General features: G+C 70.0%; 9 protein-coding genes. 7 read left to right on the forward strand and 2 right to left on the reverse strand.

The window, feature by feature from the left end; genetic code table 11:
• The first annotated feature begins 53 nt into the window (after positions 1 to 53).
• The 3 genes from OG241_RS40065 to OG241_RS40075 all read left to right on the forward strand — a co-directional run bounded on the left by OG241_RS40065 (position 54) and on the right by OG241_RS40075 (position 6,349).
• Positions 54 to 257, forward strand: coding sequence for a hypothetical protein (locus OG241_RS40065; RefSeq protein WP_006375438.1), 204 nt, complete (start codon positions 54 to 56; stop codon positions 255 to 257).
• A gap of 312 nt (positions 258 to 569) precedes the next feature.
• Positions 570 to 4,733, forward strand: coding sequence for an AAA family ATPase (locus OG241_RS40070; RefSeq protein WP_405822644.1), 4,164 nt, complete (start codon positions 570 to 572; stop codon positions 4,731 to 4,733).
• A 197-nt stretch (positions 4,734 to 4,930) separates the two neighbouring features.
• Positions 4,931 to 6,349, forward strand: a complete 1,419-nt coding sequence (locus OG241_RS40075; protein WP_405822645.1) for a sugar porter family MFS transporter — start codon at positions 4,931 to 4,933, stop codon at positions 6,347 to 6,349.
• Positions 6,350 to 6,469: 120 nt separating this feature from the next.
• Here the strand turns inward: OG241_RS40075 and OG241_RS40080 are convergent, their stop codons facing one another.
• Positions 6,470 to 7,441: an LLM class flavin-dependent oxidoreductase gene (locus OG241_RS40080; RefSeq protein WP_405822646.1), complete on the reverse strand. Its 972-nt coding sequence runs from the start codon at positions 7,439 to 7,441 to the stop codon at positions 6,470 to 6,472.
• A gap of 134 nt (positions 7,442 to 7,575) precedes the next feature.
• On the opposite strand from OG241_RS40080, the gene ftsY reads away from it, so the two are divergent.
• Positions 7,576 to 8,772 (forward strand): signal recognition particle-docking protein FtsY, encoded by a 1,197-nt coding sequence (gene ftsY, locus OG241_RS40085; protein WP_405822648.1) that lies wholly within the window; start codon positions 7,576 to 7,578, stop codon positions 8,770 to 8,772.
• A 137-nt stretch (positions 8,773 to 8,909) separates the two neighbouring features.
• Here ftsY and OG241_RS40090 read toward each other — a convergent pair whose 3' ends face one another.
• Positions 8,910 to 9,572, reverse strand: a complete 663-nt coding sequence (locus tag OG241_RS40090; protein ID WP_405822650.1) for a bifunctional DNA primase/polymerase — start codon at positions 9,570 to 9,572, stop codon at positions 8,910 to 8,912.
• A 456-nt stretch (positions 9,573 to 10,028) separates the two neighbouring features.
• Between OG241_RS40090 and OG241_RS40095 the strand changes: the two genes are divergently transcribed.
• The 3 genes from OG241_RS40095 to OG241_RS40105 all read left to right on the forward strand — a co-directional run bounded on the left by OG241_RS40095 (position 10,029) and on the right by OG241_RS40105 (position 13,574).
• Positions 10,029 to 11,513: a hypothetical protein gene (locus tag OG241_RS40095; RefSeq protein ID WP_405822652.1), complete on the forward strand. Its 1,485-nt coding sequence runs from the start codon at positions 10,029 to 10,031 to the stop codon at positions 11,511 to 11,513.
• Positions 11,514 to 11,898: 385 nt separating this feature from the next.
• Positions 11,899 to 13,239, forward strand: coding sequence for an ammonium transporter (locus OG241_RS40100; protein ID WP_405822653.1), 1,341 nt, complete (start codon positions 11,899 to 11,901; stop codon positions 13,237 to 13,239).
• The gene (locus tag OG241_RS40105; RefSeq protein WP_006379495.1) at positions 13,236 to 13,574 is read left to right on the forward strand and encodes a P-II family nitrogen regulator; all 339 of its coding nucleotides are present in this window, start codon (positions 13,236 to 13,238) and stop codon (positions 13,572 to 13,574) included. The genes OG241_RS40100 and OG241_RS40105 overlap by 4 nt, the downstream gene beginning before the upstream one ends.
• Position 13,575: the final 1 nt, after the last annotated feature.

Here is a 13,575-nt window from a genome sequence, read left to right on the forward strand (position 1 = left end):
CCTCACGACCCACACCGCTTCGGTCGGTCACTCAGTGTGGAGGACCATCCATCATGGCAAAGGCGCTTCTCGGTTACGTCGGCGGCTCTGACCCGCGACTCCTCGCCGAGATGCGACGGCTCCAGCAGCGCGTACAGGACCTGGAATCCGAACTCGGACGCATCCAGGCGGAAAACGACGAGCTGACGGCTGCCGCTTCTCACGACTCGCTTCTCGAGAGCATCGACGCACGCCAGGCGGAGCCCGCGCTCACCTGATCGCTGCATCGTCACGTATTGCGTCAGTACTGCGCACCGCACACGGCAATCCCGTGGTTGAACTGCCCGTGTCAACCGCTGAGCTGCCGGAGTTTGGCCAGAGTATTGCAAGGGACGCTTCGGCGTCCCTTCTTTATTCCCCCGTGCTTCCCCGTGAGCATCCCCGATGGTCGAGAGTGGTCCGGTGGTCCCTCCACAGGTTCTCCACTCTCTTTAACGTCTGATGTGCCCTGCACGTTCATCGGTGAAACCGCCGGGGGGTATCCAGGGGGTCATCGTGTGACATAAGGGCGGAAGGTAGAGTCCAGCGGCGTGCACCTCAAGGCCCTGACCCTCCGCGGGTTCAAGTCGTTCGCCTCGGCGACCACGCTGCGCTTCGAGCCGGGCATCACGTGTGTCGTGGGCCCGAACGGCTCGGGCAAGTCCAATGTCGTGGACGCCCTCAGCTGGGTCATGGGCGAGCAGGGCGCCAAGTCGCTGCGTGGCGGCAAGATGGAGGACGTCATCTTCGCCGGCACCACCGGGCGCCCGCCGCTCGGCCGCGCCGAGGTCTCCCTCACCATCGACAACTCCGACGGCGCGCTGCCCATCGAGTACGCCGAGGTCACCATCACGCGGATCATGTTCCGCAACGGCGGCAGCGAGTACCAGATCAACGGCGACACCTGCCGGCTGCTCGACATCCAGGACCTGCTGTCCGACTCCGGCATCGGCCGCGAGATGCACGTCATCGTCGGCCAGGGCCAGCTGGACTCCGTACTGCACGCCGATCCGATGGGCCGCCGCGCCTTCATCGAGGAGGCGGCCGGCGTACTGAAGCACCGCAAGCGCAAGGAGAAGGCGCTGCGCAAGCTGGACGCGATGCAGGCGAACCTCGCCCGCGTCCAGGACCTCACAGACGAACTGCGGCGCCAGCTGAAGCCGCTGGGACGGCAGGCGGCCGTCGCGCGCCGGGCCGCCGTCATCCAGGCGGATCTGCGCGACGCCCGCCTCCGACTCCTCGCCGACGATCTCGTACGGCTGCGGGGAGCGCTCCAGACGGAGGTCGCGGACGAGGCCGCCCTCAAGCAGCGCAAGGAGGCGACGGAGGCCGAGCTGAGAAAGGCCCTCCAGCGCGAGGCGCTCCTGGAGGACGAGGTACGGCAGCTCACGCCACGCCTCCAGCGTGCGCAGCAGACCTGGTACGACCTCTCCCAGCTCGCCGAACGGGTGCGCGGCACCGTCTCGCTGGCCGACGCGCGCGTGAAGAGCGCCACCTCCGCCCCCGACGAGGAGCGGCGCGGACGCGAGCCCGAGGACATGGAGCGTGAGGCCGCGCGTATCCGTGAACAGGAGGCCGAGCTGGAGGCGGCTCTGGAGGCGGCCGAACACGCGCTGGAGGACACGGCCCTGCACCGGGCCGAGCTGGAGCGCGAACTCGCGGTCGAGGAACGGCGCCTGAGGGACGTGGCCCGTGCGATCGCCGACCGCCGCGAGGGCCTGGCCCGGCTGAACGGCCAGGTCAACGCCGCACGATCGCGCGCGGCCGGCGCCCAGGCCGAGATCGGCCGTCTCGCCGAAGCCCGCGACGCGGCGCAGGAACGGGCGTTCGCTGCCCAGGAGGAGTACGAGACGCTGCAGGCCGAGGTAGACGGCCTCGACGCGGGTGACGCGGAACTGGCGGAGCGGCACGACACGGCGAAGGCCGCCCTCGCCGACGCGGAAGCGGACCTCACCGCGGCCCGCGAGGCGGTCACGGCGGCGGAACGCAGGCGCGCCGCCACTCAGGCCCGCCACGAGGCCCTGGCTCTGGGCCTGCGCCGTAAGGACGGGACGGGCGCTCTGCTGGCCGCCCGGGACCGGCTCACCGGTCTGCTCGGCCCGGCAGCGGAACTGCTGACGGTCACCGCGGGCCACGAGGTCGCCGTGGCCGCGGCCTTCGGTGCGGCGGCGAACGCCATCGCGGTGACGACCCCGGCCTCCGCGGCAGCCGCGATCCGCCTGCTGCGCAAGCAGGACGGGGGGCGCGCTTCGCTGCTGCTGGCGGGGACACCGGAGCCGGCGGAGACAGGGGCCGAGCCCGGGCTGCGGCGGCCGGGCAGTTCGGTGGGGGAGCGGGCCGAGGGGTCGCGTGACTCGGTGGATCGTGAGGACGGCGGTGGGCGGTCCGGCGCCGGGGTGGGTGTCGGTTCGGGGGCCGCGGGCGGTTCGTCGGAGGCGGCTCGGCGCGTGGTGGGGGCGTCGGCCGCGGGAGTACGTGGTTCGCTGAGCCCTGTGGATGCCCCGGGGTGGTCGGACGGTGCGTCGAGTGACGGTTCGGCCGGCGTGGGAGGGCAGGCCGGTCAGGGGCCGGGGACTCTCGCTGCTGGTGCTGCTGGTGCTGCTGGTGCTGCTGGTGCTGCTGGTGGCGCAGGGGAGCCGGGTTTGCCCCCGGGCGAGGATCGTGCGGGCGGTCCCGATGCGGGGCGGTGGCCGTCAGAGCCCGCTCACCCAGGTGCCGTGGGCGTGCGTGGTGCCGGTGCCCCGGACGAGCCGGGTTCGGGGTCTGGAGGTCCGGACGGAGGGGCTGCCCGAGGCGACGACTCCGGCGCGCCCGTGGGTACCGCCTCCGGCGCTGCCCGTGATGGCGAGGGTGTCGACGCCCAGGGCTTCTCGCCCGCCGATCGTGCGACGGCCATGGGCCGCGGGCCCGGCGGGCCGACCCTTGCCGCCGACCTGGTTCGGGGCCCCGCCGAGCTCATGCCCGCCGTACGGAGGTTGCTGCGTGGGATCGTCGTCGTCGACACGCTCGAAGACGCCGAGGAACTGGTGTACTCGCGGCCGGAGTTGACCGCCGTGACCGCCGAAGGGGATTTGCTGGGCGCCCACTTCGCGCACGGTGGGTCCGCCGGAGTGCCGAGTCTGCTGGAAGTGCAGGCTTCCGTCGACGAGGCCGCCGCCGAGCTCGGTGAACTGGCCGTGCTGTGTGAGGAGCTGGCCGGGGCGCAGCGGCTCGCCGGGGAGCGGCGCAAGGAGTGTGCCGCGTTCGTCGAGGAGTTGGGGGAGCGGCGGCGGGCCGCGGACCGGGAGAAGTCGGCCGTCGCCCAGCGGCTCGGGCGGCTCGCCGGACAGGCCAGGGGCGCTGCCGGAGAGGCCGAGAGGTCCACCGCGGCCGCGGCGCGTGCACAGGAGGCGCTCGACAAGGCCGTAGAGGATGCCGAGGAGCTGGCGGAGCGGCTCGCTGTTGCCGAGGAGATGCCCGTAGAGGAGGAGCCGGACACCGGGGTACGGGATCGGCTCGCCGCCGACGGCGCCAATGCGCGGCAGACCGAGATGGAGGCGCGGCTCCAGGTCCGTACGCACGAGGAGCGGGTCAAGGGGCTGGCCGGACGGGCCGACTCGCTCGACCGGGCCGCACGTGCCGAACGGGATGCACGCGCGCGTGCCGAGCAGCGCAGGGCGCGGCTCCGGCACGAGGCGGCCGTCGCCGAAGCCGTCGGTTCCGGGGCCCGGCAACTGCTCGCGCACGTCGAGGTCTCGCTCGCCCGGGCCGATCAGGAACGCACCGCGGCCGACGCCGCCAAGGCCCGGCGTGAGCAGGAGCTGACCGCCGCCCGCGCCGCCGGGCGTGACTTCAAGGCCGAACTCGACAAGTTGACGGATTCGATGCACCGCGGTGAGGTACTCGGCGCCGAGAAGCGGCTGCGGATCGAGCAGCTGGAGACCAGGGCGCTGGAGGAACTCGGTGTGGAACCGGAGGGGTTGGTGGCCGAGTACGGCCCGCACCAGCTGGTGCCGCCCTCGCCCCCCGCCGAGGGCGAGGAGCTGCCCGAGGATCCGGAGCACCCGCGCAACCAGCCGAAGCAGTTCCACCGGGCCGAGCAGGAGAAGCGGCTCAAGGCGACCGAGCGGGCCTACCAGCAGCTGGGCAAGGTCAACCCGCTGGCGCTGGAGGAGTTCGCGGCGCTGGAGGAACGACACAAGTTCCTCGGTGAGCAGCTTGAGGATCTGAAGAAGACCCGCACTGACCTGCTTCAAGTAGTGAAGGAGGTCGACGAGCGTGTCGAACAGGTCTTCACCGAGGCGTACCGGGACACGGCGGTGCAGTTCGAGGGCGTCTTCAGTCGGCTGTTCCCCGGCGGCGAGGGGCGGCTGATCCTGACCGACCCCGACAACATGCTCACCACCGGCGTGGACGTGGAGGCCCGGCCGCCGGGCAAGAAGGTCAAGCGGCTGTCCCTGTTGTCCGGCGGCGAGCGCTCGCTGACCGCGGTCGCGCTGCTCGTGTCGATCTTCAAGGCGCGTCCCAGCCCCTTCTATGTGATGGACGAGGTCGAGGCGGCGCTCGACGACACCAACCTCCAGCGGCTGATCCGGATCATGCAGGAGCTCCAGGAGGCCTCGCAGCTGATCGTGATCACGCACCAGAAGCGCACCATGGAGGTCGCCGACGCGCTGTACGGCGTCTCCATGCAGGGCGACGGCGTGTCGAAGGTGATTTCACAACGGCTCCGCTAGCCCTCCTTTTATTCTTCAAGGCTTGAAGACAACACCCCTGTCGCACCCCTGTCCGTGCCTTCTTTCTCACATCAATCGCGGTATTGACTTCGAAACTTGAAGGCATAGTCTCGGTAACGTCGTTTTTACCTTCAGGTACCACCTACCTGAGAGGGTCCCCCACCCGGCGGCGTTGCCGGTGGCCCGAGGAGTTGTACGTGACCAGCACTGAGCAGAAACTCAAGTCAGGAGCCGGAGCGGCTCATCCCGAGCATCTCGGGCACGTCATCTTCATCGCGGCGGCGGCCGCGATGGGCGGTTTCCTCTTCGGCTACGACAGTGCCGTGATCAACGGCGCGGTCGAGGCGATCCGGAGCCGCTACGACGTCGGCTCCGCGGCCCTGGCGCAGGTCATCGCCATCGCGTTGATCGGTTGCGCCATCGGTGCCGCCACCGCGGGACGCATGGCCGACCGCATCGGCCGTATCCGCTGCATGCAGATCTCCGCGGTGCTGTTCACCATCAGCGCCGTCGGCTCCGCGTTGCCCTTCGCGCTGTACGACCTCGCCTTCTGGCGGATCATCGGCGGCTTCGCCATCGGCATGGCCTCCGTCATCGGCCCCGCCTACATCGCCGAGGTCGCCCCGGCCGCGTACCGGGGACGCCTCGGTTCCTTCCAGCAGGCCGCGATCGTCGTCGGCATCGCCATCTCGCAGCTGGTCAACTGGGGCATCCTCAACGCGGCGGGCGGCGACCAGCGCGGTGAGCTGCTGGGCGTCGAGGCCTGGCAGGTCATGCTCGGCGTGATGGTCGTACCGGCGGTGCTCTACGGGCTGCTGTCCCTCGCGATCCCCGAGTCGCCGCGCTTCCTGATCTCCGTCGGCCGGGACGAGCGCGCCCGTGAGGTGCTGCGCGAGGTCGAGGGCGACGGTATCGACCTGGACGCCCGGGTCGCCGAGATCGAGCGGGCCATGAAGAGGGAGCACCAGTCGGTCTTCAAGGACCTGCTCGGCGGCACCTTCTTCTTCAAGCCGATCGTCTGGATCGGTATCGGGCTCTCGGTCTTCCAGCAGTTCGTCGGCATCAACGTCGCGTTCTACTACTCCTCGACGCTCTGGCAGTCGGTCGGCGTCGACCCGACGGACTCCTTCCTCTACTCGTTCACCACGTCGATCATCAACATCGTCGGCACCGTGATCGCCATGATCTTCGTCGACCGGATCGGCCGCCGGCCCCTCGCGCTCATCGGTTCCGTCGGCATGGTCATCGGTCTCGCCCTGGAGGCCTGGGCCTTCTCCTACGACCTCGTCGACGGCAAGCTGCCCGCCACGCAGGGCTGGGTCGCCCTCGTCGCCGCCCATGTGTTCGTACTCTTCTTCGCCCTGTCCTGGGGTGTCGTCGTCTGGGTCTTCCTCGGCGAGATGTTCCCGAACAAGATCCGCGCCGCCGCCCTGGGCGTGGCCGCCGCCGCCCAGTGGATCGCCAACTGGGCCATCACCGCGAGCTTCCCGTCGCTGGCCGACTGGAACCTCTCCGCGACCTACGTGATCTACACGATCTTCGCCGCGCTCTCGATCCCGTTCGTGCTCAGGTTCGTCAAGGAGACCAAGGGCAAGACGCTGGAGGAGATGGGCTAGCCCCGTCACCCCCGCACGACTCGGGGAGAAGGGCCAAGTCCCCGCTGCCCTTCTCCCCGTATCCACCGCCGCTCCCGGCTCGGCCTCTGCCCGAGCCGGGAGCGGCTTTCGGTCGGTGCGTCAGGACGCCGGCCGCGGCGCCACCCGCTCCGCGAACAGCCGCAGACTCCGCCACCCCTCCTCCACCGGCATCCCGCCCGCCAGCGGATGCAGTACGTAGCTGTCCAGCCCCTGCGCCACGCACTCCTCGGGCGTCAGCATCCGGTACACGCCCTCGGCACGCAGCTCCTCGACCGTCGTGGCCGCCGACCTCACGGCGGACCGTATGTCGCCCGACTGCCAGGAGGCGTACGTCCGGGCCTCGTGCAGGAAGTGGTGGCCGTACTCGGCCCACGCCCGGTCCGGGTCCTCGGTGATGTGCAGCAGCGGGGTCTCGGCGGCCGGCATCATCGTCCAGCCCTCGGTGCCGTACTCGACGAGCCGCTCCTTGTAGTAGGCCTCCAGTTCGGGCAGATGCGCGCTGGGGAAGAGGGGAAGCCCGAGACGGGCCGCCCGTCTGGCCGCCGCCTTCGACGAGCCGCCCACCAGGAGAAGCGGATGCGGCTCGGTGCACGGGCGTGGAGTGACCCGTACCGTGCGCCCCCGGTACGTGAACTCCTCCCCGGTCCAGGCCTTCAGGAGCGTCTCCAGCAGCTCGTCCTGGAGCTTGCCGCGCCGCTTCCAGTCGGCGCCGAAATGGGCGTACTCCTCGGGCCGGTACCCGATCCCGGCGACCGTGACCAGCCGCCCGCCGCTCAGCAGATCGAGTACGGCGATGTCCTCGGCGAGCCTCAAGGGGTCGTGCAACGGGCCGATCACCGCCGACACCGTCACCGCGATCCGGCGCGTCGCCCCGAACACGGCTCCCGCGAAGGCGAACGGCGAGGGCAGCCAGTTGTTGGCGACGCCGTGGTGCTCCTCGGTCTGGACGGTGGTGATTCCGTGGGCGTCGGCGTACGCGGCCATCTCGATCGCCGCCTGGTAGCGGGCGCGGAGGTCGGCCGGGGTGGCATCGGGGGCGACCAGGTTGAAACGTACGACGGTGACGGGCATGGGGGTCCCTTCCGGCGGGTGTGCCGGGGGAGATTAGCTGACGAAGTGTCAGATCGCCAGAGGTGCGGACAGGGGGCCGGGCGGCCTACCGGGACCGGACACGCCGGAGGGCGGTCGCGCATACTGGTCGCGTTATGGAAACCGTCATCCTTGCTGTAGTCATCGCCGTGGTCGTGCTCGGTGTGCTCGGTGGGCTCGTCGTCGGCAGCCGCAGGAAGAAGCCGCTGCCCCCGGCACCCCCCACGACACCCGACCTCACCGCCCCTCCGGCCGAGCCGCATGTCGGCGACGAGGCCGAGACGCCGCGCGACGAACCGCGCCGCACGATAGAGGAGGTGGATCTCCCGGGCGCCGACGCCTCGTCCGTCGCCGTCGAGGAACCGCCCGTCCCCGTGATCGAGGTGCCGGAGCCCACAGCCGGCCGCCTGGTCCGGCTGCGCACCCGGCTGTCCCGGTCGCAGAACGCGCTCGGCAAGGGGCTGCTCACGCTCCTCGCGCGCGAGCACCTCGACGACGACACCTGGGAGGAGGTCGAGGACACCCTCCTCACCGCCGATGTCGGCGTCCAGCCCACCCAGGATCTGGTCGAAAGGCTGCGCGAGCGGGTGAAGGTGCTCGGCACCCGTACGCCCGCCGAGCTGCGCGGGCTGCTGCGCGAGGAGCTGCTCCAGATCCTCGTACCCGAGTTCGACCGGACGGTGAAGACCGACTCGAACCTCGACACCCCGGGCATCGTGATGGTCGTCGGCGTCAACGGCACCGGCAAGACCACCACCACCGGCAAGCTCGCGCGCGTACTCGTCGCCGACGGGAAGAACGTCGTTCTCGGCGCCGCCGACACCTTCCGGGCCGCCGCCGCCGACCAGCTCCAGACCTGGGGCGACCGCGTCGGGGCCCGTACCGTGCGCGGTCCCGAGGGCGGTGACCCCGCGTCGATCGCCTTCGACGCCGTCAAGGAGGGCATCGAGGCCGGTGCCGACGTCGTACTGATCGACACCGCCGGGCGCCTCCACACCAAGACCGGGCTCATGGACGAGCTGGGCAAGGTCAAGCGCGTCGTCGAGAAGCACGCCCCGCTGGACGAGGTGCTGCTGGTGCTGGACGCAACGACCGGGCAGAACGGACTGGTCCAGGCTCGGGTCTTCGCCGAGGTCGTCGACATCACCGGCATCGTGCTCACCAAGCTCGACGGCACCGCCAAGGGCGGCATCGTCATCGCCGTACAGCGCGAGCTGGGTGTGCCGGTGAAGTTGATCGGGCTCGGTGAGGGGGCCGACGATCTGGCTCCGTTCGAGCCGGAGGCGTTCGTTGACGCACTTATCGGGGAGTGATCACCATCTTGAGCACCGCCTTGAGCACCGCCTTGATCACCACCATGGTCATCGCCTCCGAAATTTCGTAGGTCCACGAAGAGACGCCCGTCCCCAAGGTGCAGTTGGGGGCGGGCGTCCTGCTGTGCGGACCCGGGCTAGGCCCGCGACCGGTGCGCCACGTAGGCCAGCGTTCCCAGCAGCAGCCTGGCCGCCGGGGGCTTCGTCGCCGTGTCCAGGGCGGGCGGGCGCAGCCAGGTGACCGGGCCGAGGCCGCCCCGGTCGGACGGGGGCGCCGTGAGATACGTACCGGCGCCCAGGCCGTGCAGGTCGAGGGTCGCGTCGTCCCAGCCCATGCGGTAGAGGAGGGCCGGGAGTTCGGCGGCGGCGCCGGGGGCGACGAAGAACTGGGCGCGGCCTTCGGGGGTGGCGGTGACCGGGCCGAGGGGCAGGCCCATGCGCTCCAGCCGGACCAGGGCGTGCCGGCCGGCCGGTTCGGCCACCTCGATCACGTCGAAGGCGCGGCCCACGGGGAGCATGACCGAGGCACCGGGGAACTGGCCCCAGGTGTCCGTGACTTCGCCGAGTGTGGCGCCGGCCTCGACCCGGGGCGCGAAGCTCAGGGGGTGGGCGCCGGGCGTGGGGCAGTCGGTCAGGCCGCAGGAGCAGGCGCCGCCCGCCGCGCGGGCACCTGCGACCACGTCCCAGCCCCAGAGGCCGGTGTACTCGGCCACGGCGGTGCACTCCGACGACCGGCCGCGGCGGCGCGTGCCGGGCCGGATCTCGCGGATACCCCGGCTGCTGCCGATCGTGAAGCCCATGCCCCCTCCAACGGGTCCGACGCACCGGTGGTTACGAACTGCGAGCAGATCGTGACCCTGTGTTTCCGACTGTCCGCACCCCTGCCCGCCATCACCCGTTCCAGTCGGCGCCCAGAAGTGCCTCGGGTGGTGCGCTCGGCGGCGTGCGCCCTCGCGCGCATCGCTCCGCCCACTCCCGACCGTCCACTGTCAAGTCAATCCTGTGTAGGTGCCCGTGAGTTCATTCGAAGGGGTGGCGAATGGTGGCGTTTCCTGGATCGCCATGGCCGGAGGCGTGATCGTAGGATTACTTTGAGTGCACGAGGCCTGGGGGCACATGCACCTGTGGGTATGCCGGAGGCAAGTCGACTTCCCGTTCGAAGGGTGAGAACTGCCGGACGCGGAGCCTATTTACCGGCATTCTGATAGGGCTTGGCGCACTCGGCGACAAGTGGTCTCAGGGATGGGGGCGTTCCAGTGGGCGGCAACGGCGGAAGCGCGACGACCGCGGCTAGCACCGACAAGCGCCCGAACGAGCTGCTCGGTTCGTGGTTCGTGCGCAGCGGCTGGTCGAAGGGTGAGCTGGCGCGCCAGGTGAACCGCCGGGCTCGCCAGTTGGGTGCCAACCACATCTCGACGGACACCTCGCGCGTCCGGCGCTGGCTCGACGGGGAGAACCCGCGCGAGCCGATCCCGCGCATCCTGTCCGAGCTGTTCTCCGAGCGCTTCGGCTGTGTCGTGTCCATCGAGGACCTGGGGCTGCGCACCGCCCGTCAGTCGCCGTCCGCGTCCGGCGTCGACCTGCCCTGGACGGCCCCCCAGACCGTGGCCCTGCTCAGCGAGTTCTCGCGCAGCGACCTGATGCTGGCGCGCCGCGGCTTCCTGGGCACCGCGCTGTCCCTCGCCGCCGGCCCCACCCTCATCGAGCCCATGCAGCGCTGGCTCGTCCCGGTGCCCCCCGCTCCGCCCGAGGAGCCCGAGCACCCGTCCGCCGCGCGCCGGGCCGGCCGCCTCTCCAAGCCCGAGCTGGAGCTGCTGGAGTCCACCACCGCGATGTTCCGGCAGTGGGACGCGCAGTGCGGCGGCGGCCTGCGCCGCAAGGCGGTGGTCGGACAGCTGCACGAGGTGACGGACCTCCTCCAGGAGCCCCAGCCCGAGGCCACCACCCGCAAGCTGTTCAAGGTCGCCGCCGAGCTGGCCGAACTCGCCGGCTGGATGTCGTACGACGTGGGGCTCCAGCCGACCGCGCAGAAGTACTTCGTCCTGGCCCTGCACGCCGCCAAGGAGGCCGGCGACAAGCCGCTGGGCTCGTACGTCCTGTCGTCCATGAGCCGTCAGATGATCCACCTCGGACGGCCCGACGACGCCCTCGAACTGATCCATCTCGCCCAGTACGGCAGCCGCGACTGCGCCAGCCCCCGCACCCAGGCCATGCTGTATGCGATGGAGGCGCGCGCATACGCCAATATGGGGCAACCCGGAAAGTGCAAGCGGGCCGTGCGGATGGCCGAGGACACGTTCGCGGACGTACACGATTGGGACGAGCCCGATCCCGACTGGATCCGCTTCTTCTCCCAGGCCGAGCTGTACGGCGAGAACTCCCACTCGTTCCGTGACCTGGCCTATGTCGCCGGCCGGAGCCCCACCTACGCCTCGCTGGCCGAGCCGATGATGCGCAACGCCGTCGACCTGTTCGCGAAGGACACCGATCACCAGCGGTCGTACGCACTGAACCTGATCGGCATGGCCACCGTCCACCTCCTTCAGCGGGAGCCCGAGCGGGCGACGGTACTGGCCGCCGAGGCCATGGTCATCGCCAAGAAGGTGCGCTCCGAGCGCGTCAGCACTCGTATCCGAAAGACCGTCGACACGGCTGTACGCGATTTCGGGGACCTCACCGAGGTCGTCGACCTGACCGACCTGCTCGCGGTCGAACTGCCCGAGACCGCCGAAGCGGTCTGACACCCCAGAACCCCGGCCGCGGCAGGCCCTCCCGACAGCCCGACTCGGCTCCCCCGCCAGGTCATCGGAAGGCCGGCCGCGGTCGGACTGGTCTGTGCGCCCAAACCGGTGCCTCTCCCGCGGAAGTGGCTGGTCGCGGTGGGGGTCGCTCATTCGGCGGTCGCGGTTGCCTTTGCCGAAGATTGCGTCACGATAACGATCACGGTGACCGAAATCCGGCAGTTCATTCAGGCGTAACACGGGCGGTGCCTTCGTCACGTCGCCGAAACATCGAGGGGCGTCGACCGAAACGGCGCTGCGTCAATGTCTGGCGCATAACCGGCCCACCCCTCAATCCGCTCAGGCTTCGCCCGCACGGGGCCGTACCAATGACGAGGAGACGCCGATGGCATCAGCCGCCATCACGCTAGCCGCAGAGGCTCCCAAGCTCTCTGCCGCGAACACCGGGTTCATGCTGATCTGTTCGGCCCTGGTGTTGCTCATGACCCCCGGTCTCGCCTTCTTCTACGGAGGCATGGTCCGGGTCAAGAGCACCTTGAACATGTTGATGATGAGCTTTATCAGCATCGGCATCGTCACCCTTCTGTGGGTGCTGTACGGCTTCTCCCTCGCGTTCGGCACCGACAAGGGCAGCCTCATCGGCTGGACCTCGGGCTGGGTCGGTCTCAGTGACATCGGCACGACCGATCTGTGGGACGGCTACAACATCCCGATCCTGACCTTCATGGTCTTCCAGATGATGTTCGCGATCATCACGCCCGCCCTGATCAGCGGTGCCCTCGCGGACCGCGTCAAGTTCTCGGCCTGGGCGCTGTTCGTCGCCCTGTGGGCCACCGTCGTGTACTTCCCCGTCGCCCACTGGGTATGGGGCGCGGGCGGCTGGGCCTTCGAGCTCGGCGTCATCGACTTCGCCGGTGGTACGGCGGTCCACATCAACGCGGGTGCCGCGGCGCTCGGCGTGATCCTGGTCATCGGCAAGCGCGTCGGGTTCAAGAAGGACCCGATGCGCCCGCACAGCCTCCCGCTGGTCATGCTCGGCTCCGGCCTCCTGTGGTTCGGCTGGTTCGGCTTCAACGCCGGCTCGTGGCTGGGCAACGACGACGGCGTCGGCACGCTGATGTTCGTCAACACGCAGGTCGCCACCGCCGCCGCCATGCTCGCCTGGCTCGTCTACGAGAAGATCCGCCACGGCGCGTTCACCACGCTGGGCGCCGCCTCCGGTGCGGTCGCGGGTCTGGTCGCCATCACCCCCTCGGGCGGCGCGGTCTCCCCGATCGGCGCGATCGCGGTCGGCGCCATCGCCGGTGTGCTGTGCGCCATGGCTGTCGGCCTCAAGTACAAGTTCGGTTACGACGACTCGCTCGACGTCGTCGGTGTCCACATGGTCGGCGGTGTCGTCGGCTCCCTGCTGATCGGCCTCTTCGCCAGCGGCAAGGGCCAGTCGGAGGTCGAGGGCCTCTTCTACGGCGGCGGCCTCGACCAGTTCTGGAAGCAGTGCGCCGGCGTCTTCGCCGTCCTCGGCTACTCCCTGGTCGCCTCCGCGGTCATCGCCTTCCTCCTCGACAAGACGATCGGCATGCGCGTCCCCGAGGACGACGAGATCGCCGGCATCGACCAGGCCGAGCACGCCGAGACCGCATACGACTTCAGCGGCGCCGGCGGCGGCGCGGCCCGTACGACCGCCACAGCGGCCGTCGGTGGCGAGAGCAAGAAGGTGGACGCATGAAGCTCATCACCGCCGTTGTGAAGCCCCACCGGCTCGACGAGATCAAGGAGGCCCTCCAGGCCTTCGGGGTCCACGGTCTGACGGTCACCGAAGCGAGCGGCTACGGTCGTCAGCGGGGACACACCGAGGTCTACCGAGGTGCCGAGTACACGGTCGACCTGGTTCCCAAGATCCGGATCGAGGTCCTCGCCGAGGACGACGACGCCGAAGGTCTCATCGACGTCATCGTCAAGGCAGCCCGAACCGGCAAGATCGGTGACGGCAAGGTCTGGTCCCTCCCGGTCGAGACGGCCGTCAGGGTCCGGACCGGTGAGCGCGGCCCGGACGCGCTCTGAG

It is taken from the genome of Streptomyces sp. NBC_01390 (assembly GCF_045040105.1).
Taxonomy (GTDB): domain Bacteria; phylum Actinomycetota; class Actinomycetes; order Streptomycetales; family Streptomycetaceae; genus Streptomyces.